This window comes from Paenibacillus sp. FSL R7-0189 (assembly GCF_037969925.1).
Lineage (GTDB): Bacteria > Bacillota > Bacilli > Paenibacillales > Paenibacillaceae > Paenibacillus_AQ > Paenibacillus_AQ odorifer.
On sequence record NZ_CP150223.1, the window covers coordinates 3,949,149 to 3,975,988 of the forward strand.

Annotated in this window: 23 protein-coding genes; 20 read left to right on the forward strand and 3 right to left on the reverse strand. The window is 45.5% G+C overall.

Annotated features, from left to right (window positions below):
• The first annotated feature begins 50 nt into the window (after positions 1–50).
• The 3 genes from MKY63_RS17140 to MKY63_RS17150 all read left to right on the forward strand — a co-directional run bounded on the left by MKY63_RS17140 (position 51) and on the right by MKY63_RS17150 (position 2,917).
• Positions 51–425 carry a hypothetical protein gene (locus MKY63_RS17140; protein WP_036677578.1) on the forward strand — a complete coding sequence of 125 codons (375 nt, stop codon included), beginning with the start codon at positions 51–53 and terminating at the stop codon, positions 423–425.
• Positions 426–584: 159 nt separating this feature from the next.
• Positions 585–1,793: a glycosyltransferase gene (locus tag MKY63_RS17145; protein WP_076105882.1), complete on the forward strand. Its 1,209-nt coding sequence runs from the start codon at positions 585–587 to the stop codon at positions 1,791–1,793.
• A 26-nt stretch (positions 1,794–1,819) separates the two neighbouring features.
• Complete coding sequence (locus MKY63_RS17150) at positions 1,820–2,917, forward strand: glycosyltransferase family 4 protein (protein ID WP_036677572.1); 1,098 nt, start codon at positions 1,820–1,822, stop codon at positions 2,915–2,917.
• A 113-nt stretch (positions 2,918–3,030) separates the two neighbouring features.
• Here the strand turns inward: MKY63_RS17150 and MKY63_RS17155 are convergent, their stop codons facing one another.
• On the reverse strand, positions 3,031–3,699 hold the full coding sequence (locus MKY63_RS17155; protein ID WP_036677569.1) for an SOS response-associated peptidase: 669 nt from the start codon (positions 3,697–3,699) through the stop codon (positions 3,031–3,033).
• 156 nt (positions 3,700–3,855) lie between these two features.
• Between MKY63_RS17155 and MKY63_RS17160 the strand changes: the two genes are divergently transcribed.
• The 6 genes from MKY63_RS17160 (at position 3,856) to leuS (ending at position 10,643) form a co-directional block, all read left to right on the forward strand.
• Positions 3,856–4,311, forward strand: a complete 456-nt coding sequence (locus MKY63_RS17160; RefSeq protein ID WP_036677566.1) for a DUF523 domain-containing protein — start codon at positions 3,856–3,858, stop codon at positions 4,309–4,311.
• A 128-nt stretch (positions 4,312–4,439) separates the two neighbouring features.
• Complete coding sequence (locus MKY63_RS17165; RefSeq protein WP_038572963.1) at positions 4,440–5,591, forward strand: cysteine desulfurase family protein; 1,152 nt, start codon at positions 4,440–4,442, stop codon at positions 5,589–5,591.
• 92 nt (positions 5,592–5,683) lie between these two features.
• Complete coding sequence (locus tag MKY63_RS17170; RefSeq protein WP_038572961.1) at positions 5,684–6,205, forward strand: PRC-barrel domain-containing protein; 522 nt, start codon at positions 5,684–5,686, stop codon at positions 6,203–6,205.
• Between the two features lie 14 nt (positions 6,206–6,219).
• Positions 6,220–6,429: a hypothetical protein gene (locus MKY63_RS17175; RefSeq protein WP_036677557.1), complete on the forward strand. Its 210-nt coding sequence runs from the start codon at positions 6,220–6,222 to the stop codon at positions 6,427–6,429.
• 179 nt (positions 6,430–6,608) lie between these two features.
• Positions 6,609–7,676 (forward strand): AI-2E family transporter, encoded by a 1,068-nt coding sequence (locus tag MKY63_RS17180; protein WP_036677553.1) that lies wholly within the window; start codon positions 6,609–6,611, stop codon positions 7,674–7,676.
• 516 nt (positions 7,677–8,192) lie between these two features.
• Complete coding sequence (leuS, locus tag MKY63_RS17185; RefSeq protein ID WP_036677550.1) at positions 8,193–10,643, forward strand: leucine--tRNA ligase; 2,451 nt, start codon at positions 8,193–8,195, stop codon at positions 10,641–10,643.
• 61 nt (positions 10,644–10,704) lie between these two features.
• Here the strand turns inward: leuS and comER are convergent, their stop codons facing one another.
• Positions 10,705–11,556: a late competence protein ComER gene (gene comER, locus MKY63_RS17190; protein WP_036677548.1), complete on the reverse strand. Its 852-nt coding sequence runs from the start codon at positions 11,554–11,556 to the stop codon at positions 10,705–10,707.
• A 187-nt stretch (positions 11,557–11,743) separates the two neighbouring features.
• Here comER and MKY63_RS17195 point away from each other — a divergent pair, with 187 nt between their 5' ends.
• The 7 genes from MKY63_RS17195 (at position 11,744) to MKY63_RS17225 (ending at position 21,709) form a co-directional block, all read left to right on the forward strand.
• A complete protein-coding gene (locus MKY63_RS17195; protein WP_339809387.1) occupies positions 11,744–12,481 on the forward strand; it encodes a ComEA family DNA-binding protein in 738 nt (245 codons plus the stop codon).
• A 113-nt stretch (positions 12,482–12,594) separates the two neighbouring features.
• Positions 12,595–13,113 carry a dCMP deaminase family protein gene (locus MKY63_RS17200; protein WP_036677545.1) on the forward strand — a complete coding sequence of 173 codons (519 nt, stop codon included), beginning with the start codon at positions 12,595–12,597 and terminating at the stop codon, positions 13,111–13,113.
• A 113-nt stretch (positions 13,114–13,226) separates the two neighbouring features.
• Complete coding sequence (locus MKY63_RS17205; protein WP_076147689.1) at positions 13,227–15,902, forward strand: ComEC/Rec2 family competence protein; 2,676 nt, start codon at positions 13,227–13,229, stop codon at positions 15,900–15,902.
• 866 nt (positions 15,903–16,768) lie between these two features.
• Positions 16,769–18,832, forward strand: a complete 2,064-nt coding sequence (locus MKY63_RS17210; protein WP_256719530.1) for a glycosyl hydrolase 115 family protein — start codon at positions 16,769–16,771, stop codon at positions 18,830–18,832.
• Between the two features lie 133 nt (positions 18,833–18,965).
• Positions 18,966–19,505, forward strand: a complete 540-nt coding sequence (locus MKY63_RS17215; RefSeq protein WP_052097267.1) for an RNA polymerase sigma factor — start codon at positions 18,966–18,968, stop codon at positions 19,503–19,505.
• Positions 19,502–20,620, forward strand: a complete 1,119-nt coding sequence (locus MKY63_RS17220) for a hypothetical protein (protein ID WP_339809389.1) — start codon at positions 19,502–19,504, stop codon at positions 20,618–20,620. The genes MKY63_RS17215 and MKY63_RS17220 overlap by 4 nt, the downstream gene beginning before the upstream one ends.
• Before the next feature lie 72 nt (positions 20,621–20,692).
• Entirely contained in the window at positions 20,693–21,709 is a 1,017-nt protein-coding gene (locus MKY63_RS17225; protein ID WP_339809391.1) for a LacI family DNA-binding transcriptional regulator, read from the forward strand.
• A 476-nt stretch (positions 21,710–22,185) separates the two neighbouring features.
• On the opposite strand, the gene MKY63_RS17230 is transcribed toward MKY63_RS17225, so the two are convergent.
• On the reverse strand, positions 22,186–23,136 hold the full coding sequence (locus MKY63_RS17230) for a sugar kinase (protein ID WP_036677538.1): 951 nt from the start codon (positions 23,134–23,136) through the stop codon (positions 22,186–22,188).
• A gap of 346 nt (positions 23,137–23,482) precedes the next feature.
• On the opposite strand from MKY63_RS17230, the gene MKY63_RS17235 reads away from it, so the two are divergent.
• The 4 genes from MKY63_RS17235 to MKY63_RS17250 all read left to right on the forward strand — a co-directional run bounded on the left by MKY63_RS17235 (position 23,483) and on the right by MKY63_RS17250 (position 26,715).
• Positions 23,483–24,124 carry a bifunctional 2-keto-4-hydroxyglutarate aldolase/2-keto-3-deoxy-6-phosphogluconate aldolase gene (locus MKY63_RS17235; RefSeq protein WP_038572952.1) on the forward strand — a complete coding sequence of 214 codons (642 nt, stop codon included), beginning with the start codon at positions 23,483–23,485 and terminating at the stop codon, positions 24,122–24,124.
• 238 nt (positions 24,125–24,362) lie between these two features.
• The gene (locus MKY63_RS17240) at positions 24,363–24,599 is read left to right on the forward strand and encodes a hypothetical protein (protein WP_038572950.1); all 237 of its coding nucleotides are present in this window, start codon (positions 24,363–24,365) and stop codon (positions 24,597–24,599) included.
• 308 nt (positions 24,600–24,907) lie between these two features.
• Positions 24,908–25,456 (forward strand): sigma-70 family RNA polymerase sigma factor, encoded by a 549-nt coding sequence (locus tag MKY63_RS17245; RefSeq protein WP_036677530.1) that lies wholly within the window; start codon positions 24,908–24,910, stop codon positions 25,454–25,456.
• Entirely contained in the window at positions 25,453–26,715 is a 1,263-nt protein-coding gene (locus MKY63_RS17250; RefSeq protein ID WP_339809392.1) for a zf-HC2 domain-containing protein, read from the forward strand. The genes MKY63_RS17245 and MKY63_RS17250 overlap by 4 nt, the downstream gene beginning before the upstream one ends.
• Positions 26,716–26,840 lie beyond the last annotated feature (125 nt).

Here is a 26,840-nt window from a genome sequence, read left to right on the forward strand (position 1 = left end):
TAAGCTAGCTGTTGAATAAGTTGATAGAAACCAAGAGGAGGAGTGAGAAAATGCCTTATACAACAGGTCTTATTACGAATACGAGAGCAACTGGTACTGCAGCGAGTAATGTAGTGGTCAGTGTTCGTAACACAAGTAATGCGAGTGCAATGATGATTGTCGAAGTCTTCGGTGTTCCATATTCCTTGCCAGCTCTTACCCCGCTTTATGTCACAGGTTATTTCGTTCCTGCAAAGAGTTCTGATATTAGAGAGTTTTTCATTGGGGGGAATCTGGCTTACGAGGTGCAAATTAGTAGTCCTTATCCTTTGGCAGAAGTAGTCACCTCTGTTTATGGGCTGGATGAGTTCGGAAATCTAGTTACCGATCAGCGGGTGCTTCAATCTGAAATGACGGAGATTACCGCTCTTTCTATACCTGTATAATAGTAATATTTAGACCATTAAGCAGCAGTCGCTGAAAGAAATAGGGCGATTGCTGCTTTTTTAGGCGTAATAAAGTATTTTAAGGGCATTCACACAGTCAGATGGGAGGAATCAAAATATACTGTTTTTATACTCCAATGTAGAGAGAGGTAAAAAATCATGGCGGATGTAGGAGTAGTTATGCCTGTGTATACCCAAAAGCCGGAGTTCTTACGGCAAGCTCTGCAGTCTGTTCTACACCAATCTTTTACCAATTTTCGGCTGGTTGTTGTGATCGATGGTGCACCTGAAATGGAACCGCTCGTGAGATCCATTATTGTCGAAGATCCAAGGGTAACGGTTATCTCTTACGTACAGAACAGGGGTATAGCACATGCACTGAATACCGGCTTTGATCTTTTGTATAGTGAGCCTAGTATTCAATATCTAAGTTGGGTTTCCAGCGACAATGTTTATGAACCCCGTTTCCTCGAAATCCTTCGGGGGGCGCTAGTTAGAGGTCCACAGGAGTTAGGCATCGTGTACAGTTCTTTTCAAAGCATCGATAACGAGGGAAGGTTTCTTCATAACGAACATCAATTAGCTACTCAGCGTAATTATCAGTCACAGCCTAAAGAGAGATTGCTGGATTACTCGCTTATTGGCGTTTCTTTTATGTACAAAGCACAGATTGCGAAGCTTGTTGGAGCTTATGGAATGGAACCGGTGGAGGATTATGATTACTGGCTGAGACTGGCTGAACATTGTGAAATTCGCTTTATACCGGTGGAACTGGTGAATTATCGTGTGGATTCTACCTTTAGTGTATCTGCCCAATTACATTCGGTTGAAAATCATCGTAGATGGAGATATGCCTATCATTTGACCCGCCATCAGGCACGGTTTCGCAGAGGAATTCCGGCGATGATTACCGTTCTATATCCTGTAGTGAATGCTTGTGCGGATGAAATAACGCGGATAGAGAATCTGTACGAACAAACGTATAGCAATTATGAATGCCGGGTGTTGGATTTATCAACTACGCGTCAGCCATCGGCTCTATTGGAAACCATACCTCATCCTGCGACAGCGTTCGCCTGGCTGCCTGGAGCTGTGGAGTCACACGCGATTTGCAGTGCTATAGAACAACTATCCACTCCATTCACGATAGTTTTAGGTCCAAAAGTTTTTATAGGAGCGCTCGATATTGAGTACATGCTGGAAGCTTTGGTAACTACGGGCGGGGATACGATTTCCAATTACTATACGGATGATCATAGCCTGATTGGATTTCGACACAGACATGTCCCATCGACCAAAGGCCACTATTATAATGAGCTGTTTCGCAGCGCAGATCTGTATGATTTGTTGAAGACCTCTTTTACCTAAAAATAATTTGCGAATGAGTGATCATAATGAAGATTTTGTTCACTTTTTATAACCCGAGTGGAGGTATGCAAACCCTGAACCGAGTTCGCTGCCAAGCGTTACATGCTCGCGGTGTAGAGTGCCATTTACTGTATACACACCATGGAAAAGGACAGCAGAATATCCGTAACATTCAAACGCATATTACCAATAGCGATGACGAGATCAGGGCAATGCTTGCTCGTGAAGCTTTTGACTTAATTGTAGTGTGTACGGATATTAACTTAGCAGAGCGGATTCGAGGGTTCGGGTATAAAGGGCCGCTTGTTTTTGAAGTGCAGGGTTTAGGCACCTTAGATGAAGCTGAGCAGGTCGTTAATAATTTTACAGAGCGCATTTACAGGCTCACCGATGCACTGCTGTATCCAGAAACAACCCATTTGCAGGCGCTTTTCAAAGGCGGATTTCCAACCATTCCACAATATTGTTTTGATGATCCGATCGATTGCGATCAGTTTGGATATACCAATTATCCCGCGAAAAGTTTCCCTATCCTCGGCTGGGTAGGACGCATTCAAACGAATAAGAATTGGCGGGAATTTCTGCAAATCGGGCAAAGGCTGCTGGCGATCCATCCCGAACTTTATTTATGGATTTTTCAGGATGATACTTTGTTTGATCCAGAGCAAAAAGAAAGCTTTGATCAATTTGTAGCTGAGACGGGGATTTCTTCACGGTTGATTTCGTATTCCAATATTCCTCATGAGCAAATGGCAGATTATATGAGTATTATTGGTGATTCGGGAGGTTTGCTCCTTTCTACCTCTATTTTGGAAGGGTTTGGATACGCGGTTGCTGAGGCGATGTTGTGCCGTTGTCCTGTACTTACTACAGATTCAGACGGCGTTCGAAGACTCGTCATTAACAATCACACTGGAAAAATATACACTAGAGGGCAGCTGGATGAAGCTGTGGTTGCTGCTCTATCCTTAATGAATGATCCAGAACTACGGGCCAGAATCAGGATGAATGGAGAATGGCATATCCGGACTAACCTATCCTCTGAGCTGTATGCAGACAGATTTCTACAGATGTATCATCAATTGATGGGACGCAGAATTCATATTGAGCGGCGCTGGTCTTAACTCTGCGGTTAATCCGCAGGGTTAAGATGTTTTTTCATGGATAAACAACGAGGTCAGAATTAGTGTCAATAAAAGGGTGATAATCATTCCTACCATTTGAATAATATTGTTTTCTATATCTCATTGATTAATTCCTTCGTATTATTCCGAACATTTCCCACTGCAGTAGAAACCGGGTAGGCTCTCATTTGATGCTGATCATAGGGTTTAAGAAGCTTTATTAACGAAGTTGCGTCCTGATTGTCCCGGCTCAGCCATTCTGGCTCATCCTCAGGCTTCAAAATAACTGGCATACGGTTATGGATTTCAGCCATAAGTTCATTTGGGGTAGTCGTTATAATCGTGCAGGTACTTAATTTATTACCTTCAGGGTCCATCCAAATATCATACAATCCGGCCATTGAAAAAATACCCCCATCGCGCATCACGATTCGCATGGGTTGTTTGCTATTGCCCTGAACCTTCCATTCATAGAAGCCATCAGATGGAATGATGCAGCGGCGGGAGCTTACTAATCGCTTGAAAGAAGGCTTCTCAAGGAGTGACTCTGCCCGGGCATTGATCATTTTACTGCCGATTTTGTCATCTTTGGCCCATGAAGGAACCAGACCCCAGCGCAGTTCCCCAAGTTTATTGCTGGATCCTGTGTTAATGACTGCCGGAATTTGCTGCATGGGTGCTGCGTTATATGTTGGAGCATAGTGGATAATGGTTGAATCATTCGCAAAATATCTGACCATCAGCTCTTCCATGGTGACGGTTATCGTATATCGTCCGCACATTTTATACACTTCCCATTCGGTCGTTTTTGAGGCTGGATTTGTTTACAGCTTGTAATCAGCATGTTATGCTCGAAATATTTCTTAGCTTGAACGGCTGTTAAGGGTTGTATCTTATTATAAACGAAGCACAATGAATGAAGAAAGCGGTGCATATAGGTGATTTTGGTAAGCTCTTGTTTAGCTGGTATGAAGGTAAGATATAATGGCACGGATTGTTTGGATGAGAAAATTCAGAAGCTTTTGAATGAGAATCAAGCTATTGCTGTGTGTCCGGAATTATTAGGGGGATTCTCTACGCCTAGAGAGCCAGCTGAAATTGTCGGCGGGGATGGTGAGGCTGTGCTTGCAGGAACGGCTAAAGTAGTGGACCGATCGGGCATAGATGTAACAGAATTATATTTAAAAGGGGCTTATATTACGCTTGAGAAAGCTCAAGAAGTTTCAGCTACGATGGTAGTCCTCAAGGAAAACAGTCCTTCTTGCGGCAGCACCATGATTTATAACGGAGAGTTCAAAGGGAAGAAGATCGCTGGGAACGGCGTGACTGCAGCTTTACTTAGAAAAAACGGCATAGAAGTTACCTCTGAAGAGAATTGGCTGTCATTACCTTAGCCTGTGCAGGGAATTGATTACAATATTGTGTTCTTTAGTTTGTGGAAAACTAACTTTTCGCGCGGTATAATTTAATAGTTCTTAAAAACGAACTGTTTTCCTATACCCTAGAAGTGGAGAAATGAATGATGAAAACCATCTATTTGGACCACGCCGCATCAACCCCGGTTCATCCGGAGGTGGCCAAGGTCATGCTGAATATAATGACAGAACAATATGGAAATGCGTCCAGTGTACATCAGTTCGGACGTTCAGCCAAGAAAATATTAAATGGGGCGCGCGATACTATCGCCGCCTTTTTAGGCTGCTCGCCGGAAGAGTGGGTGTTCACTGGCGGCGGAACCGAAAGTGACAATCTAGCACTCTATGGAGCTGTCGCTGCTGTTGCCCAGAAAGGCAATCATATTATCACCTCTGCGATAGAGCATCATGCAGTGCTACATACCTGCGAAGAGCTGGAGAAGGAAGGCTTTAAGGTTACTTATCTTCCTGTGGATTCTACAGGCCGAGTATCCGTTGCAGATGTAGAAGCAGCGGTGCAGGAAGACACAGTGCTAATCAGTGTAATGTATGCCAACAATGAGGTAGGAACCGTTCAGCCGATTCAGGAAATTGGCCAGTTTGCCAGAGAGCGGGGTATTCTGTTCCATGTTGATGCTGTACAAGCTCTTGGTGCCTTACCGATCACACTGCGGGAGCTTCCGGTAGATTACATGAGCTTTACAGCTCACAAAATCAATGGACCTGGGGGGATCGGTGGCCTTTATGTGCGGAGTGGAGCACCGCTGCATCCAAGACTCCACGGTGGCCTTCAGGAGCGCGGCAGACGAGCCGGAACAGAAAATTTAGCAGGTACTGCTGGATTTGCCAAGGCTGTTGAAATAGCAGTTACAGGTCTATCAGAACGTCGACAAAAAGTGCAGCTCCTGCGCAATAGACTACTTGAAGAGCTGGATGCGCTGATTGGACGGGAAAGTTATTCAATTAACGGCAATACCGAGCATTTTTTGCCAAGTATACTGAATTTGAGCTTCCCGGGAGCTAGAACAGATGTTATGCTGATGAACCTGGATATGGACGGGATTGCGGCAGCAAGCGGTTCAGCCTGCACGTCAGGATCACTGGAAATATCCCATGTTCTGAGAGCAATGGAGCTTCCAGAAAATATTTTAGGGTCAGCGATTCGATTTAGCATGGGTTTGGGTAATACTACTGAAGAAATTGAGTACGTTGCTCGAAAAGTTGAAACCATTCTGAATCGGCTGCGTATCAGAGACTAGTTACTTCTAGGCTATGGTAGGTATCCTGATCATTCGGGCTTTCACTTTTTGAGAACTCGTAATTACACTCAAAGTGAGGAGACCGAGCAGCCATGAAACTTCAAGATCTGATCGGCTTGGCTGTATATGAAGTTGAAGAGGGTAACGCAATCGGCAAAATTGTCGATATTTTGCTCGATTCAAACTGGAATATTACGGGTATTGAACTGGAAAGCAAATCTTTTTTTGGTGGCCATGTGAAATTTGTGGCATGGGAAGATATTGTGGCCTACGGCGAGGATGCTGTCATGATTCGTAATAAAGAGTCGATTGATAAGATAGATGCCGATCATATACCTTGTACTTTTCTACTTGGAAAGAACAAACTTAAGGATTTGAAAGTGCTAACTACAACTGGAACTATACTCGGACGAATATCTGATGTTTATTTTGACCAAAAGTTGGGAAACACAATAGGAGCGCTGGAAATTAGTGACGGGCTTGTCACTGATTTGATCGAAGGCCGCAAATGGCTGCCTTGTTCTGACGAGATGTCCATTGGTGAGAATGCATTAATGGTTCCTGCGATGAGCGAAGAACGGCTACAAAAAGCCATTAATATTGTTAACGGATAGGTGGAATGTATTATATGAAGTGTCCAAACTGCAACTCCAAAGATATCGGAAAGATCGGTTCCCACCAGTTTTATTGCTGGGGCTGTTTCATCGAATTGACGGTAAATGGCGAAAAAATGTCGGTTTATCAAGTTGAAGAAGACGGCACACTAAGCTCGCTGGACGACCTGTTCTCCGGGGATGATATGACTCAGGATTTCCCGCAAATTCATGCGTCGTCTTAACTATGAATCTTGCTTTGTAAGCAAGACTGCTCTATGTACTTAAGCGTCAATTTCCTTTCAGCTGAAATCAGTTGCAAGGTTATTGACGCTTTTTTGTGTGTTTGATGGTTATTTTGCTGCGGCCATACATATACTTATTTACGAAGCTAGTCCAGGCTCTACCGCAGGAGGGTACTCTCATGGAACAATGGTCCCAAAGTAAATGGTTCCGCTGGATGATCGGAGTGCTGCTATCCCTGATCATTTTGTATTTTGTTTGGTTGCTTCGTCCGATGCTGCAGGGGATTTTTGTATTTTTAAAGGCAATCCTCGCTCCATTTCTGGCAGCTATGATTATTTCCTATGTGCTGAATCCCGTGGTTAGTATGCTGGCCGGACGGAAGATGCCGCGTAGCGTAGCTGTTCTACTTATATATGCAGTGTTTCTAACGGCGATTACCGTGATCGCCATCAACCTTATCCCGATGTTTATTGAGCAGCTTGAAGAATTAAATGAACATCTGCCTGAGATCACACTGCAAGCCCAGGGGCTGATGAGCCATATGAATACAAGGCTAATACCGCCTGGGGTTGAAATGGGGATGAACAACTGGTTTTTTCAACTGGAGAATCGTCTGGCCGAAGGGATTTCGCATTTTCTCGATAATATAGGGACAACGATTAACTTGCTGTTCAATGCTTTTATCGTGCCGTTTCTGGTGTTCTATATTTTGAAGGATTTTGACGTATTTGAACGGACGGTGGTCTCTTGTCTGCCCCGCGCACGCCGCAAGTCTATTGTTACTTTGTTAAAAGATATCGATGCTGCGCTCGGCAATTACATTCGCGGACAATTTCTGGTCTGCATCATTATAGGTGTGCTTGCCTATATCGGCTATGCCATCGTCGGAATGCCTTATGCCTTACTGTTCGCCAGTGTGGTGGCAGTATTTAATATTGTTCCGTATATGGGTCCTTTTCTAGGGGCTGCACCTGCCATTGTGATGGCTTCGACCGTCTCTTTTCGATTAGTTCTACTGGTTGCTGTGGTAAACACTTTATGCCAAATTGTGGAGAGCAATATTATTTCTCCACAGGTCGTAGGCAGGACGCTACATTTGCATCCGCTGCTTATTATCTTCGCATTGCTGGTAGGTGGTGAACTGGCAGGGATGATTGGACTTATCCTTGCTGTACCGTTCTTTGCAGCTGCAAAAGTCGTAATTCAACACTTTATGGCGTTTTTAATCAAACGAAAGCCCGTATAAAGGGATAATCATTGACTATTGATAACAGTTTTGTATATAATGTTGGGGAATATTACTGATGACTCAGTATATAGTTGTTCGATGATGAGGAGTATTAATTCTATACCGTTATTGCAGAGAGCCGACACTAAGGTGCGAGTCGGTTAACGGAACAGAGTGAACTCACCTCGGAGTAACGGTGCAAGTTTACAGGATATCCATAAGAGATAATGGATGTCATGAATGAACCGCCGTCGCCTCACCCCCGCTAAAGGGTGCAAAGTGAGTGGCAGAATAAAGTATATTCGCCGCTAACTAGGGTGGTACCACGGGAATTATAACCTCTCGTCCCTAGCGATAATACGCTAGGGATGGGAGGTTTTTTTGTAAATATAAGAGAGTATACGTTTCACGCAATACTTCATGTCTTATATTTCCCGCATAAACGCTTACCGTCCTTATAAGGACACCGAAGGTGTATATGCTTGGTTAAGAAATAAGAAATCTAAGAAGTAACACTCCAAGGAGGAGCAGACAATGAGCGACAATCAAACAAATAGCACACCCGCTGGTGGTTACCGGGCGCAGACTATTGAGCCGAAATGGCAAAAGTTCTGGGATGAGAACAAAAGCTTTAAGACAGGAGAAGATCCTGAAAAACCCAATTTTTATGCACTGGATATGTTTCCGTATCCTTCAGGTGCAGGACTGCACGTAGGTCATCCAGAGGGTTACACAGCGACTGATATCGTTTCTCGCTACAAGCGGATGCGCGGTTTCAATGTATTGCATCCGATGGGCTGGGATGCTTTTGGACTTCCGGCAGAGCAGTATGCGATGGATACCGGCCAGCATCCACGTGATTTTACCGATAAGAACATCGATAATTTCCGTCGTCAGATCAAATCGCTGGGTTTCTCCTACGATTGGGACCGCGAGATCAGCACGACAGATCCGGATTATTATAAATGGACACAATGGATTTTTATCCAGTTGTATAACAAAGGCCTGGCTTATGTAGCAGAAGTACCTGTTAACTGGTGTGAGGCACTGGGTACGGTACTTGCCAACGAAGAGGTTATCGATGGTAAAAGTGAGCGCGGCGGTCACCCGGTCGTGCGCAAACCGATGCGTCAATGGATTCTGAGAATTACAGAGTACGCTGAGCGTTTGCTGGAGGATCTGGAAGAACTGGATTGGTCCGAAAGCATCAAGGATATGCAGCGCAACTGGATCGGGAAATCAACAGGTGCAGAAGTGAACTTTAACATTGAAGGTCACGAGGCTAACCTGACCGTGTTTACTACACGTCCAGATACACTGTTCGGAGCAAGTTACTGCGTACTGGCACCAGAGCATGAGCTTGTTGATGTGATTACCACTGAAGCTCAGCGTGCTGCTGTGGCAGAATATCGTGAAAAAGCTTCTCGTAAGAGCGATCTGGAGCGTACGGATTTGGCAAAAGAGAAGAGCGGTGTCTTCACAGGCGCATATGCAATTAATCCTGTGAATGGTGCGAAGGCGCCAATCTGGATTGCAGATTATGTGCTTGCTGGTTACGGAACGGGAGCAATCATGGCAGTTCCGGGTCACGATACACGCGACTGGGAATTTGCTAAACAATTCGGCCTGAATATCGTGGAAGTCGTTCAAGGCGGCAACGTTGAAGAAGAGGCTTATTCCGGAGATGGACCGCATGTCAATTCTGATTTCCTGAATGGACTCAAGAATGAAGAAGCGATTGCGAAGATGATTGCTTGGTTGGAAGAAAAGGGCGTAGGTAAAGGCAAAGTAACCTATCGTCTGCGTGACTGGCTGTTTAGCCGTCAACGCTACTGGGGAGAGCCCATTCCAATTCTGCATTTGGAAGATGGCACAATGAAGACTGTTCCGGTTGATCAGCTGCCGCTGGTACTGCCGGATGTAGATGCGATTAAACCTTCGGGTACAGGGGAATCTCCACTTGCGAATGTAACAGAGTGGGTGGAAACTATTGATCCTGAGACTGGCATGAAGGCTCGCCGCGAGACGAACACCATGCCGCAATGGGCGGGCAGCTGCTGGTATTACCTGCGTTATATTGATCCGAAAAACGATCAAGAGCTGTGCTCCCCTGAGAAGCAAAAAGCATGGCTTCCAGTAGATCTGTATATTGGTGGAGCGGAGCATGCCGTGCTTCACTTGCTCTATGCACGTTTTTGGCACAAGGTGCTTTATGATCTCGGCGTTGTTGAAACAAAAGAACCTTTCCATAAGCTGGTTAACCAAGGTATGATTCTTGGAAATAATAATGAAAAAATGAGTAAATCACGCGGAAATGTCATCAACCCGGATGAGATTGTGGAAGCTTTTGGTGCAGATACACTACGTGTGTATGAAATGTTTATGGGCCCTCTGGAAGCAACCAAACCTTGGAATGAAAAGGGTGTAGAAGGAGTTCACCGTTTCTTGTCCCGTGTATGGCGCCTGTTCGTGAGTGAAGATGGTAAGCTGAGCACCAAAATCACAGCAGACGGTGGCACTGACGAGTTCAAACGCACTTGGCACAAGACCATTAAGAAGGTCACTGATGATTTCGAGCATCTGCGTTTCAATACCTCAATTAGCCAGTTGATGATTTTTATTAACGATGCTTATAAGCAAGAAACTTTGTCCCAAGAAGCTGCTGAACACTTCGTACAAATGTTGTCACCACTGGCGCCTCACATCGCTGAAGAGCTGTGGCAGCTGCTCGGTCACGAAGGAAGTATCAGCTACGTGGCTTGGCCAACGTATGATGAAGCATGGACGGTGGATGCTGAGGTTGAAATCGTTATTCAGGTAAATGGTAAAATCGTACAACGCGCGTTGATCCCGCAGGATATGGGTCAAGAAGAGATGCAAGCTCATGCGTTGTCACTCCCGAATGTGAGTGCAGCAGTAGAAGGTAAAACCGTACGCAAGATCATTGCGGTTCCTGGCAAGCTTGTAAATATCGTAGTGGGTTAAGCGAAGAACGCAATAATGCCCGCAGCAACGGAGAATTCCGTGCTGCGGGTTTTATTGTTTTCTAACGGTCTACAGGACTTTGAATAATACCGTCATGCCCAAATAATGCATCCAGCTTGGTGACATCCTCATCGTATTTATCATGCGTAGTCATGATGAGACGTTCGAATACGCCCTCAAGGCTAATGCGAAGATGGTTCAGTGCCTCTGCGGTAATCCCGCCACGGACAGCTACACGTTCTTGGAGCTCTTGCGGGGTGAATTCTCCTTCTGTTAACAGCTTGCCTGTTCCAAGCAGCATTTCACCTGCAAGCCGGCTGATTAACGTCTCTTCAATCCCGGTAACTTCCACCGCAGCTTCAATCCAGCGTTCAATGAAATAGCTCAAGAACGCAGGTCCGCAGCTGGAGAAATCAGAAGCGATTCGGGTATGGGCCTCTTGAATTTCCAAAGGAACACCTATGAAAGACAACAGCTGCAGCAGCACAAGCCTGTCTTCTTTATTAAGCCTGCTGCCAAATATGCACAGTGATGTCCCACTTTTGACACAGTGTGTAATGCTGGGGATGATCTTGGCTATTTTGGACGGCAAAGCGGATTCCAGATGTTGCAATTGAACGGGACTTGTAATGGATACGACGATTTGATCGCTGCGGAGATAAGGGCCAATCTCATCTGTTAAGGTTTTGAATTCCAGCGGTTTTACACATAAAAAAACAATGTCACTTCCAGTCGCTGTTTCACTATTGCTTCCGCATAAGTTTATGCCGGGATGACGATCTTCTAGCTCCAGCAGTTTATTCAGACTGCGGTTGCTGGCGAGTACATCGCACGGATTCAGGGCTCCGGAAGAAAGAAAGGCGTCAATCAGCAGGCTGCCCATGCTGCCTGTTCCGATAAATCCTACTTTCACCTGTGGTTCCTCCTTTCTAGCGTTGCTTTTTTACTAACTGACATGAATGCTCTTCGTTATATGTATGCAGGATAGACTTGGACAGATGACAGGTTTTGTATGAATTATTAAAGGAGTTTCCAGCCGCAGGAATGTATGAAGATTCACAAAAAGGCATAAGAAGAATTTTTGTGAGGAGGAAAGTGATATGAATAAAGGGAGTATCGTGCTCGGAGTGGCTGCTGCTGTAATAGGAAGTGGGCTATTCTGGGCGGCGGGAAGCAAGGGCGATTCCGGGATTGCCGGGTGGGAGACTTTGAATGTTGGTATGGAGCAAGCTGTTGGAATCGCTGAGTCTGGTGACGCTCCAGCTGCTGGGGGCAGTGAGGGAGGTCATCAGACGAAAGGAAATAAGCAACATTTAGAGAAAGATGCAGGGCAGGCTGAAGCTGCTGGGAATGTTGAAGACGGTGAGAAGGTTAAGGAGGCTGCGCAAGCAGAAGAAGCTGAACAAGCAGAACAAGCTGAACAAGCAGAACAAGCTGTCCAAACTTCGGCAGATGAAAAAGCTACGGCAGCCGCTGCGGGGGAGAGAGCAAAAGGAGCGAGCCAAACGCCAATGGCAGAAGGTCAAACACCAACAGGGGCAGAAGTTCAAACGCCAAACATTGCAGGGAAGCAAACGTCGGCAGGGGATAAAGCTTTTGCGGCTAAGGAGGCGACTGAGCTTTCCGCATCAGCAGCTTCACAGGAAGGTAAAGTAAATGTGAATACTGCGGGTGTTAAGGAGCTGATGGATCTTCCGGGCATCGGAGAAAAGAAGGCTCAGGCAATTATGGATTACCGCAACCGTGTAGGCACCTTTCGCAGCCTATCTGATCTGGGGAAGGTAAAGGGGATAGGACCTAAAATGCTGGAGAAGTTAAAAGCTTTAGTAATATTTTGAAGATAAATAGGAAATGAAGATCGTTGGAAGTGCCACAACCGTTGTCCTAGTGAAAACTTGCGGGGATGTGCTACAATAGTTAACAACTATTTAGAAGGATATGGAGATTGATTATGACTACTGCCTATCGTAAAGACTGGGATACTTATTTCATGGACATTGCCTGTATGGTCTCAACTCGTTCACGCTGCTCACGACGACATGTAGGTGCTGTGCTGGTGCAAGGCAAAAAGCTGCTTGGTACCGCGTACAACGGGGCGCCAATGGGCGTACCTGATTGCTCAGAGGCAGGTTGTATGCTCTCGGAGCAATATGAGATGGAGATCGTGGATGGCGTAGAGACTATGGTGAAGAAACAGCGCTGCATTCGCACGATTCATGCGGAACAGAATCTTTTGCTATTCACAGACCGGATTGACCGGGAAGGCAGCACCGTCTATGTGACGGATGAGCCTTGCTGGACCTGTGCAAATATGCTGGCTAATAGCGGTATTGTGGAGATTGTGTATTATCGTCCTTACCGTAAGGATATGGAAAAGGTAGAGGCAATGATGGCTGCCAAAGGCATCGTATTTCGCCAATTGGAAAATTATGAGCCGCCAAGTGAAACGATGATTAAAGTAGCGGATTAGCTGTATTGTACAACCCTAATTGAATAAGATGACTTGAGGAAGAACCTCTCGTACGCTTTTATGGCGTATGCAGAGGTTCTTTTTTTATCTTGCGAAAGGAGGAGAATGGAGGCGTGAAGGAGAGACCCTTATTAAGTTTTACAGTGTGTTGGGTGACTGGAAGTGCAGCAGCGTGTTTATACTCAGGGATTAGCTTGTGGTTGGCGGGGGCTGGATTACTATTGTTACTGGTTAGTATGAGAGTTTGGGTGAACATGAGCTGGAAACAGCTGGCGGTATTTTGTTTGGCGATTATTATATCCGCTGGATATTGGGAATGGAATGAAGGCCGCAATGTAAGTCACCTGCCTGAAGTGCTGGGGAAATTATTTTCGGAGTTGAATGAGACTGCCGTGGAGGCTAAGGGGACGATTATTTCCGTTGTGGAACGGGACGGGGACCGGGTTGATTTCACGATGAAGCTCTCAGAGTTATCGTTGATTACTGAGGAAGAGGCCGCTTCGCCTGATCCGCGGGACGAACAAGATAAAAGGGGGCATGGGGAGTTAATTATGGTGCAGATCAAACTTCTTGCCGAGCAAGAAATCGCTATTGCCGCGGAGTGGCGCAGAGGGGATCAGGTGTCGCTAAACGGTGTACTTGAAGAGCCAGCGACAGCGCGGAATTACGGAGGGTTTGATTATCGAGCCTATTTACATACGCAGAAGATCCACTGGCTTCTAAAGGGTCAGGGGGCAGAGAACGTGCAAGCAACGGCTCCAGATTCATGGCGTCCGTTAATGATCTTACGCTGGAATGATAAAGCGCGGGCAGTTCTTGGAGCAGAGACGGATCGGCTGTTTCAAGAGCGCCACTCTGGATATATGAAGGGTTTGGTGATTGGGATGCAGGATGATCTCGATCCGGATACCTTTAAGCAGTTCTCACAACTTGGGTTGACACATATCCTCGCCATTTCAGGCATGCATGTTGCAGTGTATGTTGGTGTTCTTTTATTTATATTCAGGCGCTTACGGATGACAAAAGAGACCACGCTAACAGTCACCTTAGTGCTCGTTCCCATATACGTCCTTTTGACAGGTGCGGGTCCGTCTATCGTACGTGCGGGATTAATGAGTATGATTGCATTGCTCGCTGCACGAGTTGGCATGCTGAAGGATGGACTGAATATTTTGGCTGCAGCGGCACTGGTTATGCTGATTTGGAATCCTTACATGCTGCTCAGTGTCAGTTTCCAGTTGTCATTTCTGGTGACCTTAGGATTAATGGTCTACGTTCCGCTTATGGACCCTCTGCTGAGGGCACTGCCACGCTGGCTTAAAAGCGCCGTCTCTGTGACTCTAGTTGCCCAGTTGGTCTCATTTCCATTGACGATCTATTATTTTAATCAATTTTCGCTGCTGTCTTTAGTGGCTAATCTGGTTTTTGTGCCCTTTATTACTTTTATTGTATTGCCTTTAGGAACGCTGGCGCTACTGCTTGGACGATTGTGGGGAGATGCTGCAATTTTTTTGGCACATATTACGGAGCTGCTGAATAACGTTACTTTTTATGCGGTTGAATGGATCAATGGTTTTGCTGGTGGAGTTTTGATTTGGCGCTCGCCTTCACTGCTGTGGATCGGAGTGTATTATGTCTTGTTGTACGGGCTGTTGTATGCTGCCAAGCTAAGAATGGAAGCCCGCGCAACACCGCAGTATATGGAGGATGAGACGAAGCCGTTAGCTGAGATTGGTTTACCTGTGAACAAGCACGGCGGGTTTGGGGGAGCGGGGAGCGCACAGTATTTTTTGGATGCGCCTATGTTTGTACGTTGGAGCGGAGCGATTGTTCTACTATCTGCGGTTGGACTGGGCCTAATGCTGTACAAGGGTTATCAGTCAGAAAGAATGGAAGGTAAAGGGACGATTAGTTATCTGGATATCGGGCAAGGCGACAGTATCCTCATCACTACACCAAAAGGAGCTCATATTCTTGTAGATGGTGGAGGAACGTTAAATTTTGGGCAAAAAGAAGAATGGCGCATTCGCCGCAGCCCGTTCGAGGTAGGGGCTAAAGTGTTGGTGCCTTTGCTTAAAAAACGTGGGATCCACCGTCTGGACGCGATTATTTTGACTCATGGGGATCAGGATCATGCCGGGGGACTCCAAGCCGTTATGGAGGCGATTCCGGTTTCGGCACTGCTTTTTAATGGCACACTCGCTGACCGTGAATCTTATATGGAGATGATGCGGACTGCGCTGGAGAACAATGTTCAACTGTATGCCGTGCATCAGGAAATGAGGCTTTCCCCGGATGATAAGACAAAGCTGTCCTTTTTATGGCCGGAGGAACAAGATAGAGAGGGAGCAGCGTCAGGTTCTTCTATGCTGAATGGCATCCCAATGCTAGAGGATCAGAACCACGATTCTGTAGTTTTTCGTTTAGAGATGAACGGAAGGAATTTTCTATTTACCGGAGATATGGATCTGGAAGCCGAGGAGGAGATTGTGCAGCAAGCACTGCAAAAGGGTATTAACGCAGGACCTGCCATTGACGTTTTAAAAGTAGCTCACCATGGGAGCAAAACTTCAACAGGCGAGTCTTGGCTGCAGTTCTGGCATCCATCGGCTGCGGTGATTTCTGCGGGAGTAAATAATCTATATGGTCATCCGAAAGCTGAGGTATTGGAACGTTTGGAAGTTAATCATGCTGCTATTTTTAGAACGGATCGGCAGGGGGAGATTCAGATGCGTGTGCGGGCCGACGGGATTATGGTGCGTCATAAGTTGGCGGAGGGAGCGGATTAAGGAAGGTAGTAGAGGAAGGTAGTAGAGTAATGTGATTGAGTGCTGGGGTATGAAAGAGGGATTTGTGAGTGCACACGGACTTCTACTGTTGCGGTTTGTGTAAGCGGGCAAAGTTGCTCCTATCCGAATTAATTTAGGTAGTAGACAGCTCAAGTAGCTCCTTCTGTCGCGTTAGTGCAGAGTAGGTCATCATGTATCAATATCGCAGAATCTATGTAGCTCCTTCCGTTGCATTCTTCCCCATAGACACCATAGAACCTAAAAACTCGTTTAGTTGCACTTTGTGCAATAGATCGCACTTTAAAGTAGCTGGATCTTCATTTAGTTGCACTTTGTACACTTGGAATCTGGAAAAATGCCTATTTCTCTAATTTTGAGCAGAAATAGTTGCATGAAGTGCAACTAAATCACTTTATGAGCTGGAAAGATCTTTTTTAGTTGCACAAAGTGCAATAGAACGCTCCATATGAACATACCAAAGCGCTTCTGTTACATATTATCGTTGTAACGATGTTAACTTCCACCCAAATTCCGATTACTTGCTGATGATCCCAGTCCATTTGTTCTAGCACCTGCTCTAATGCAGTAACTGTAGTCCCTTTCTAGCACCAGCTGCTCTATTGCAGTAACTGTCGTAACTGTTGTCCTGTCTAGCACCAACTGCTCTAATGCAGTAGCTCCAGCTCCAGTAACCGCCGTCCTCCTCCAGTAATTATTACGCGTGCATGCACAATCTATGTAAACGCTTTATAATAGAGATAGAAGATTCTGGTAAACTCTATGCCTATTTAAACTATGTTTCAAAGCCCGGTGGTGAGAAGCTTATGTCCTCCGTGTTTTGTAGCGAATTAGGAGATGAAGCGATAGTGAATACATATGCAGAATTTAGAGTCACAGCGGAAAGTGTATACGATGTTCAAGTGGAATGTAGTAATCCAATTGGACATGCTTGGCGAATGATCGCCAGAGATCATGAGCAGGTGTTCGGAAAAGCTCCGTTACAAGGAGCAGCAGCTACTGTAATTATTCGTTATGCAACACAGGATGATGGCTGCCCGGAATGGGCAGAGGGTTTTTGTTTGCATTTTGCAGGTAGTGAAGAGGATCGGGTCCTGCATATTATCGGCCGTGATGAATTGGGCATTATTTATGGGATGCTTCATTACAGCCGCCACGTGCTTGGTGTCGATCCCTTCTGGTTCTGGGCGGAGCTTCCTCCTGCTAAGAAAGATGCGATCAATCTGCCTGTTTCTGACTACAACAGCATTCAGCCAAAGGTACGTTACCGAGGTTGGTTCGTGAATGATGAAGTGTGTCTTATCGGCTGGAAGGAGGATTATCCTCCGACGGCGGAGGTATGGGAGCCTGTTTTTGAAGCGCTGCTGCGCTGTGGTGGAAATATGGTAATCCCGGGGACGGATTTGCCGAGAGACGGAGTTCATCATCAGCTTGCGGTAGATATGGGACTGTGGATCACACATCATCATGCGGAGCCGCTTGGCGCGCAAATGTTCCTGCGTGCTTTTCCGGGCAAGCAGGCTAGCTATAAAGAATATCCAGAATTGTTTGAACAGCTGTGGAGAGAAGCCATCGAGCGGCAAAAAGGTGAAAAAACACTCTGGGTGCTCTCCTTCCGCGGACAGGGCGATAAACCTTTTTGGGAGAATGACCCCTCTTTTGATACTCCGGAGAAACGGGGCGATTTGATCTCATTTGTGGTTCGCAAGCAATACGATATGATCTGTGAATATGTGGACCAGCCTGTGTGCTGTATGGCGATGTACGGAGAAATTGCGGAGCTGTATAAACAGGGAAAGATCGAAGTTCCAGAAGGTGTTATTAAAATATGGGCGGATAACGGATACGGCAAAATGGTGTCGCGACGACATGGCCATCTGAATCTGCGCGTGCCTGCTCTACCCGAGGCAGGTGATCAAGGCAAAAACGGGGTATATTACCACGTCACCTTCCACGATTTGCAGGCCTCCAATCATCTAACACAATTCCCTACGGATCCGTCCTTTATAGTGGAGGAATTACAGGGTGCATTTTCGGCAGGGGCTAGTGAATATCTGCTGGTGAATTCAGGGAATATTTTGCCTCATCTCTATACATTAGATCTGACAGCAAAGTTGTGGATGGATGGAACAGCAGATGCTGATGAACAGCTTCAGACCTTCGTTAACCGTTTCTACACAGCGCAGCAGGGGCGAATTGCCCAATTGTACAAAAGCTACTTCAAAAACACCATAGTATATGGTCCTAATGCTGACGACCGCGCAGGCGATGAATTCTATCATCATCCGGCAAGGCAGATTATAGGGCATTGGCTGCAAAATAAGACGGAGAGCGATGAACGTCTGTGCTGGGCCGCAGGGGATGTTCCTTTTGTAGAGCAGGTTCGATGGTTCAGGGATCGAGCTGAGCGAGTTGTACTAGTCTGGTATCTGCTGCGAAAGCAGTGCCTAGAGGTGATGGAACTTTTACCCGAAAAAGAGCGAAACAGGCTGCATGTTCAACTGCTAGTTCAAATTGAGCTGCATTGGAGCGGGTGCAGAGGGTTATCCTCTCTTTGCCAGGCGTATATGTGTTACCAAGAAGAGCGATTTCCAGAGGCGTTTATCGAAGCTTCACATGCGGTTTGGGATTATAAGGAGGGCCAGCAGGCTCTTTTACGGGTAGAGATCGGTCAGTGGAAGCATTTTTATCGGGCTGATTGGTTGACCAATATTGCCAACACTATAGATCATGTAGAAACAGCCCGCAAATTTTTGCGGATTCAGGGGGATAGTCCGGATATGTTTTTATGGTATAAGGAATATTTGATGCCCGAGACTGAAAAGCATATCTATCTGGAAAATACGCATCGTAATCCGTTACCGGACGATGAGCTTGCACGGCGGCTGGAGGAGAAATTCAGCTCTCTTTAAAATATCCGCACACCACTAGTGAACGCTTAAAACGTTCATCGGTGGTGTTTTTTAATGAATGACCTATTTTTTTATTTTAGAGGGAACTTTTTCAAGTTTGGAAAGTCTTATTAGGCAAGGGGTGAGGCGAAACATGCTAAGCGAAGATATACCATATACAGCAGCGTACGCGCCCGCAATGAGTTTGCGGGAAATGATGGAGGCGCATGGCTCGGATGTGTGGAATTATGCTTTTTTCTTAACTAGAAGTCGAGAGCAGGCAAATGATATCAGCCAAGAAGTATTTTTGAAGGCGTATAAGAATGTTGGGAAATACCGGGGTCAATCTTCGATGAAAACCTGGCTGCTTACAATTACCAGAAATACGGCCTTCAGTTGGAGCAAAAATAGCTTTTGGCGCAGATTCATTGCTTTGGGCGATCAACCTACTACTGTTAATGCTCCTTCTGCGGAAAAAGAAGCTCTCGGCAATCAGTATGCGAACCGTATCTGGGAAATTATTATGACCCTTCCAGAGAAGAACAGAGAGGTGCTTGTGCTAGATATTCAACATGGATTATCCATTGCCGAAATGTCAGATTTGCTGAATGTAGCACAAGGAACCGTGAAATCTCGGCTCGCGCGGGCGAGAGAGAAGGTTAAAGAGGCTATCCAGAAGGAGGAGAGGGAATGAAACGCAACGCGGATGATAGTAATCCAGTGATGATCGGGCAGACGGATTGGTATGCGGAAGCAGGCAAAAGACCTTTCATTGAAGATGGTTTCACGCCTGAGTTAATGATGCGGATCGAACAGGCTGCTGTGAATAAAAGTTCAGGTTACAAACGTTATTGGATGAATAAAAATGTGCTTCTAACCAGTCTGGCTACGGTTTTGTTGATAGGTGCGCTTACCTTGCCTATGGGTGTATGGAAAAACACAGGGCCAATCCATTCGCCATCCGTTCAGTCACAAGGCGCAGGCATACTGCCTTCTTCTAGTTCTGCAACTAATGATAAAGCGTTAGGGCCTCCGACAAGTCCAGTAGAATTTGAGATTAGCGGTAAGAAATACTACATGCCTTTGCCAATGAACAGAGATAAGAGCAAAGCGTATGCCGTTGAGACAACAGCGGGAATTCTTTGGTCGCCGCCACCCCCGATGGTTGACTACAAGAAGCCAAAGTACACACATCCTACAGAACCGTTCACTCTTTACCTGAGCTCTAAGGACCAGACGGAGCTATCGGCTTCTTCGGCTACTAGGATTTATACTTTTCCTCTTTATGGGGGAGGGGCAAGTACGTATCAATATTTGAGTGGATTTTTTGGAGCAGGCGATTACGTCCTGTTAATTTCCTTCAAAATGACTCTTGGTGTAGGAATGTATGAGGATGTTAAATTTTCAATGCTTAATGTTAAAAAAGCAGCGGCAGGAGAATCTGTAGTTCCAATAGCGCTTGCATCCTTCGATAATACACTTTTAGAATACAAGTCATTAATCGCTGTTGATAAGGAGCATGGACAACTCGTACTTAGTTACTTAGAACATGCAGGGGATAAAAAGTACAAAGAGAAAACCGTACTTTATGATATGGAGACCATGAGCATTCCAACACCTGCTACAGCAATTGGTTTTAAAGAGATTAAGGGAGAAACATTAATTATGGATTATAAAGTGGGTGGGGAACAACGTAAAGCGGATATTCTTACGAAAGCTGGATTGGGGTGGCTGGATGAGAATTGGGCTTTTTTATCCGAAGAGCAACAAAATAAGCTTTATATGGATTATATGAACAATACTCCCTAGTAGATAAATCACTAAATAAAAGCTATACTTTTTGATAAAGTATTTTCTTTTGAGAAGAGTGGAGCCGAAGCGATGAAGAAGTTAACGATTGATGATGTGGCTCAAAAAGCGGGAGTTTCGAAAAGTACGGTCTCCCAATTTTTGAACAAACGTTTTAAATATATGAGTGAAGCGACGAAAAACCGGATTGAGGCAGTAATTGAGGAGCTTAATTATCAGCCGAATGGTCTGGCGCGCAGTCTGAAGCAGAATCGGACGCATACGGTCGGGATCATCGTAGCCAATATTGACTATACGCTGTCAATCCAATGTATCCGGGCGATTGAGAATGAGCTGCAGCATCACGGAATCCAAGTGATCATATGCAACGCGGATGAGAATGCGGAGAAAGAAAGCAAGTATGTAGAAACCTTAATCGCACGTCAGGTGGACGGGCTGATTATTTTTCCTACAGGGAATAACCCGTCTGCCTATAGCAAGCTGATAGAGGCTGATTTTCCGCTAGTCTTTATGGATCGTCTGGTAGATGGAATCACCACGCAGAGTCTATTGCTGGACAATGAAATGGCGGCAAAGATAGGCGTAGGGCAGCTAATACAGCAAGGTCATGAGCGGATTGCTCTGGTGTCCCTCCCAATTGGGGAGCATGCGATTACCCCTCGGAAAGAGCGGATTAGTGGCTATAAAAAAGCGATGGAAGAAGCGGGCATAACGCTGCGTGAGGAGTATATTTGCAGTGTATCCAAAGAGGAATTAGCTTCGGGGCTGGAACACTTATTAGCACTGCCGGAGCCTCCGACAGCGTTGCTGGCTACGAACGACATCACACTAGCGGAAATTCTGAAATATGCGAATCGAAATGCCATCTCTATTCCAGAACAGTTGTCGGTCATCGGGATAGATGATGCGGAATTCGCGCAAATATATAATCCGGTCATTACGACAATCCGACAGCCTGCTTACGAGATGGGGATGCAGGCTGCCAAGATTATACTCTCTTGTATCGAGGATAAGGGAGCTTCTGTTCCAATTACATATCGTTTCCCGCCGACCTTGCAGCAAGGGCAGTCGGTGAAGTCTTACAAATAAGTTTGAACTATAAAAAGGGGAGTGCCCAGCAGCTATTTCTTAGCTTGTTGAGCACTCCCTCTTTTATTGGACCTAACTTTATCTAAACACTAAACTTGGGTTTGATTGAGTAATATTTTCGCGCAGGAAGTCGCTATCGGACTCAGCTGATCTTATAAGCAGTATAATCCCATATTTGGAGTACAATCGGACCCCATCGCAGTTATCGGCATGGAAAACATGCTAAATGCCCTTTTTCATAAGGAATAGCGTCACTGGAGTCCGAAACTACGCCGCAAAGGTAAAAAAATCGCAAATAGCGTCTTCTGGGTCCGAAAGCCCCAGGGGTACGTGATTACACTGCTGAAGCATAGCAATAGCATAGCAATAGCATAGCAATAGCAGTAGCAATAGCATAGCCATAGCAGCCAATCAGCGACCCAAAAAGCAGAGCAGCGCTCCTCCAATAACGGAGAATCGCTGCTCTTTTGCGATTATTAGACTTCTTGTTGCATAAACTTCGCAAGTTCCTCACGGGTGGGAAGTCCGTCCATATCGCCTGGCGACATGACGGCTAACGCACCGATCGCATTGCCGCGTTTGACGGCCTCAGCAATCGGAAGCTTTTCCAGCATCGCACTGATTACGCCAACCGCAAATCCATCACCTGCACCCACCGTATCAACAACCTGCTCCACCTTGAATCCGTCCACGTAACCTTCCCCAGCAGAGGATTTATAGTAAGCGCCTTCAGGGCCAAGCTTGATGACGACTAAGCTTACGCCACGCTCCAGGTAATAGTCAGCAATCTCTTCGGGTGTGCTCAGTCCGGTAAGGATTTTACCTTCACCGAGTCCCGGCAGGAACCAGTCGCAGCGTGTAGCCAGATCATTGATGGTACTCACCATTGTTTCTGTATCCGGCCATAAGCTAGGACGCAGATTAGGATCCAGAGAGATCGTCTTTCCTTTACTCTTCATAAATTCCATAGCGTGAATAGAAAATTCAAGACAGTTCTTGGACAAAGCGGCGGAGATACTTGTAACATGCAGATGTCCTGCGGAATTGAAGTAGGCCTCGTCAAAATCCTCCAGACTAAGCGTGGAGGCCGCGGAGTTTTTGCGGAAGTATTCGACCTTTGGATCGCCGGTAACCACTTTCGATTTGATAAGCATACCTGTTGAATACTCTTTAGTAAAAGTAATATTGTCCGTATTAATGTTCTCATTCTTCATCGCCTGAGCAATGAATGTGCCAAAGTTATCTTCGCCAAGCTTCGTAACATAACCTGTAGGATGATTCAAACGCGACAAGCCTGTAGCCACGTTGCTTTCTGCACCTGCTAATGCTTTGGAGAACGAAAATACTTCATGCAGAGGACCGGCCTCATTCGCATAAAACATCGCCATCGGCTCCCCGAAAGTGACGGCATCCAGCTGTTTACTCATTTTTAGTTCCTCCTAGGGTAATGATTTTATCCCAGTATAATGATTTGTAATTTGAAATTATCACATAAATCGGTTTTGTACAATAAAAGAATGATTGTTAACCAAAAAACTTTTTTTGTGAAAAGAAAATAATATCTCCATAAACCCTTGTTGTATAAAGGTTTGTATTAGATTTTATTACTTGTTTTCACCTGATGTAATAAAAATGTATTGACTGTTAATCGTATTGTTATTACTATTTCCTTATAGAACAAAACGCAATAATTAGTAAATTTAATAAAAAAGTTTATCTAAAAAAGTATTTCCTGTTTATCTATGATCGTACCAAGAGAAAGGGAGTCTACTGATGAAGAAAATGAAAGTATTGCAGAATGTGGCATCCGTCGGGGTTGTAGCGGTTATTCGAGCAGATAGTGCTGAGGAAGCTTTTAAGATGTCCGTTGCTTGTATAGAAGGCGGTCTAAATAATATTGAGGTAACTTTTACTACACCAGACGCGGACGTGGCGATTAAGAGATTGGTTGCAGAGTACGGAAGTCGTGCGGTGATCGGCGCCGGAACTGTCTTGGACCCATTGACAGCTAGAATAGCCATTCTTGCAGGCTCGGAGTTTGTGGTTAGTCCTTCTTTTGAAGTGGAGACAGCTAAGATGTGTAATCTTTACGGCATTCCCTATATGCCTGGTTGCATGACATTAAATGAAATGAAGGAAGCGCTGAAGTACGGCGTGGATGTGCTGAAGCTATTCCCTGGCAGTGCTTTCGGTCCGGATTATGTAAAAGCGGTTAAAGGTCCTATGCCACATGTGAATATTATGCCGACCGGTGGCGTGGATTTGAACAATATGGAGAAGTGGATTGCAAACGGCTGCATGGCTGTGGGCATTGGGGGGAATTTGACTGCACCGGCGAAGAATGGCCGATACGATCAGATTACCGATCTTGCTGCCCAATATGTGGCGAAGTTTAAAGAGATAAAAGGGATTTAATGTATAGTTCGAACGAAGATTGAAATCCAGATTCGCGTTTTTATTTATAGGCTGTGTGGCTGACAGATGTTGGCCATGCAGCCTTTTTATGTTGATTTTCTTTGAGCTGTCCATATTCCTTTTATTCTATGCTTTTTAGAAAGTATAGAATCGGGATAAAGATAATAAACTATATAATAGAAGAGTAGTGATACATGGACTGAACGTCAGGATCTATTATCCAGCCGGGAGTGAGTATATGCCTGCTTATAATGACAAAAAGCTGTATCAAGCAGCGGATGAAGATGATGCTGAGTACGTAGAAATTGAGTCGGCATTCCATGGTTGTAAGGTGACGGAAGGGCAGATCTACAGATTAGAGCGCAATTACAATAACCCTCAATTATTTGAGAATGGAGAAGCCTATGTGGTGGATGATGAGACTAGGGAAAACTACGCGGTCTTCATGCTCTGCAAAATTGCGCTCTATAAATAGAGTTTCTTGCCCGATTCCAGAGGGTAATATTTAAGACAGACGGCTTCATTTCCGACAAGGGGATAGGCCGTTTCTTTTGATGTCATTTTTGTTACTAAGATAGTGAAAAAGAGTATTTGAATGATTGTTGTTTCCCCTGTATGCTTAGTAGGAATTATTGGCTGTGCAATGCGGGATAGCGCGTTGTAACGGCTGGCTTAACATGACGTTCTAAGAAAAGTTTGGTATTCTAAAAATATTAATTACACGGTTGCAACAAATTCGCAGTCTTGCGCGTCAGTAAGATTGCATAGAGAGGGGGAACCTTCGTGGTGGAGCAGGGACTCATCAGAGCCGCTCAAGCGGGCGATCGCGACGCTCTAATCACCCTATTGCGAGAAATTGAAGGACATGTATATAAAACGGCCTTCTACATTTTGCATAATGAACAAGATGCGTTAGATGCATCTCAGGAAGCCTTGATCCGGGTTTATACAAAAATCGGCTCATATGAGGAGAAGGCCCAGTTCAAAACGTGGGTTCAGCGAATCGTCACTAACATTTGCATTGATAAATTCAGAAGAACTAAACCTACAGTTTCTATTGATGAACATGAAATGGTGTTTCAGGATAAACACAATGTGGAACGTGAGGTTCTATCCTCTTATTTAGCTGAGGATATACGTGAAGCAATTGATCAATTGCCCGAGCATCATCGGACAGTCATTGTCCTGCGCTATTTACAGGATTTTTCTTACAACGAGATTGCAGATTGTCTGGATTTGCCCTTGAATACAGTGAAATCATACTTATTTCGGGCTAGACAGCAACTGCAGAATAGACTTCAGGAGTACCAGAAAGGTGGTGTATCGGGATGAAATGCGCGGAGGTGATGGAATGGATGCACCGCTATTTAGACAAAGATTTGAGTCAAGATGAGATTGTTGAGATGTTCCGTCATATCGATAATTGTCCTTCCTGCGCGGAAGTCTTTGAGCGCCTGACACTTCTCTCCAATGAATTGGAGCAGTTGCCAGACGTGAAACCCCCGTTTAGTCTGGTTGACTCTATTTTACCTCAGCTTGCAGAATTGGATCGAAGCAGTCGTGAACAGAGTGCTGTGAGATCTGAGGAGCCGGTTGTTGTCCCATTTTCACGTGAAAGCTCCCGCGGTAAACCTGCCAAGGGAACCTCTATAGCAACACGGACAGGCATTGGAGCTATTGCAGCTGCCGTTCTATTAGGGATCGCAATATTTAATATGCCCGATAAAATGCCTGGGGCAGAAGTAGAACAAAGGATGCAGGATAGTGCTAAAACAGCCAGCGATGATACTAAGGATACAGCAATTGAATCGCAAGCTTCTATTACTGCTAACTCTGATGGAGCTTCTCCTGCCGCTGGTGGAGAGAACGAGGGCGCTGCGCAGTTTAAGATGGATGCACCGGAGATGAACGAAGATAACGCCGCTTTAGATAGAGCGACGGGACCAGTGGACCCTGCCTCGATGCCAAGTGCACCGGCGGATGCAGCTGATGCGGGAGCGGGAGCTGGAGGGCGGTCGATCACTGAACCGCCTCAAAGCGCAGATCCTAAGCCGACAGAGAAGATTGCTCCGCCAAGGCAGGATGTCGCCACGAAATCTCAAAATTCAGATTCTAGCAACGCCAGTAGCAATCAGCTAAAGGTGGATAATAAGGAGCAAACTGCTGATATGAATTCAGACAGCGCAGCCGATTCTGCTCCACCGATGGAGGATTCTTTAAAGTTTCCATATGACTACGGACGGGAAGTTATGAGCTTAAGCAGTTCTGAAGATCCTAATGTGCAGACCTGGACTTCTCCTGATGGTCAGTATGCTATAGAATTTGTTGGGTTGCAGCTTGTAATTTATAAGAAGTCGCCAGAGGGCTCAGCGGAAGAACGGTTAGCCGTAAACTCTTATCCGCTAGAAGGAAATTGGATTTCTGGTGAATGGTCCGCGGACAGCTCGAAGTTTACGTACGTGACAGAAAAAGATGGTGTGAATGTAACCAAGGTGTTCACTGTACAGGAAGCAGCTACTGCTTCTTCAAGTCCGGCTGCATCCCCTGGAGCGACCCCAACGAACACTCCAACCTCATCTTCAACAAATTAAAGTGGGGTTGGAACTTTTTTCGAAGTTTCTGAATATACTATATCAACAGGACAGGAACTAGAAAGTATAGGTTTTGCAGAACATCGGTATGACCGCCGGATGTGGAGTTTCTAGAGCTTCGCACT

Bases quoted from the DNA above. Each gene is read 5' to 3' on its own strand.
- MKY63_RS17140 (WP_036677578.1), top strand. From the start codon at position 51: ATGCCTTATACAACAGGTCTTATTACGAATACGAGAGCAACTGGTACT.
- MKY63_RS17145 (WP_076105882.1), top strand. From the start codon at position 585: ATGGCGGATGTAGGAGTAGTTATGCCTGTGTATACCCAAAAGCCGGAG.
- MKY63_RS17150 (WP_036677572.1), top strand. From the start codon at position 1,820: ATGAAGATTTTGTTCACTTTTTATAACCCGAGTGGAGGTATGCAAACC.
- MKY63_RS17155 (WP_036677569.1), bottom strand. From the start codon at position 3,699: ATGTGCGGACGATATACGATAACCGTCACCATGGAAGAGCTGATGGTC.
- MKY63_RS17165 (WP_038572963.1), top strand. From the start codon at position 4,440: ATGAAAACCATCTATTTGGACCACGCCGCATCAACCCCGGTTCATCCG.
- MKY63_RS17170 (WP_038572961.1), top strand. From the start codon at position 5,684: ATGAAACTTCAAGATCTGATCGGCTTGGCTGTATATGAAGTTGAAGAG.
- MKY63_RS17175 (WP_036677557.1), top strand. From the start codon at position 6,220: ATGAAGTGTCCAAACTGCAACTCCAAAGATATCGGAAAGATCGGTTCC.
- MKY63_RS17180 (WP_036677553.1), top strand. From the start codon at position 6,609: ATGGAACAATGGTCCCAAAGTAAATGGTTCCGCTGGATGATCGGAGTG.
- leuS (WP_036677550.1), top strand. From the start codon at position 8,193: ATGAGCGACAATCAAACAAATAGCACACCCGCTGGTGGTTACCGGGCG.
- MKY63_RS17195 (WP_339809387.1), top strand. From the start codon at position 11,744: ATGAATAAAGGGAGTATCGTGCTCGGAGTGGCTGCTGCTGTAATAGGA.
- MKY63_RS17200 (WP_036677545.1), top strand. From the start codon at position 12,595: ATGACTACTGCCTATCGTAAAGACTGGGATACTTATTTCATGGACATT.
- MKY63_RS17215 (WP_052097267.1), top strand. From the start codon at position 18,966: ATGCTAAGCGAAGATATACCATATACAGCAGCGTACGCGCCCGCAATG.
- MKY63_RS17220 (WP_339809389.1), top strand. From the start codon at position 19,502: ATGAAACGCAACGCGGATGATAGTAATCCAGTGATGATCGGGCAGACG.
- MKY63_RS17225 (WP_339809391.1), top strand. From the start codon at position 20,693: ATGAAGAAGTTAACGATTGATGATGTGGCTCAAAAAGCGGGAGTTTCG.
- MKY63_RS17230 (WP_036677538.1), bottom strand. From the start codon at position 23,136: ATGAGTAAACAGCTGGATGCCGTCACTTTCGGGGAGCCGATGGCGATG.
- MKY63_RS17235 (WP_038572952.1), top strand. From the start codon at position 23,483: ATGAAGAAAATGAAAGTATTGCAGAATGTGGCATCCGTCGGGGTTGTA.
- MKY63_RS17240 (WP_038572950.1), top strand. From the start codon at position 24,363: ATGCCTGCTTATAATGACAAAAAGCTGTATCAAGCAGCGGATGAAGAT.
- MKY63_RS17250 (WP_339809392.1), top strand. From the start codon at position 25,453: ATGAAATGCGCGGAGGTGATGGAATGGATGCACCGCTATTTAGACAAA.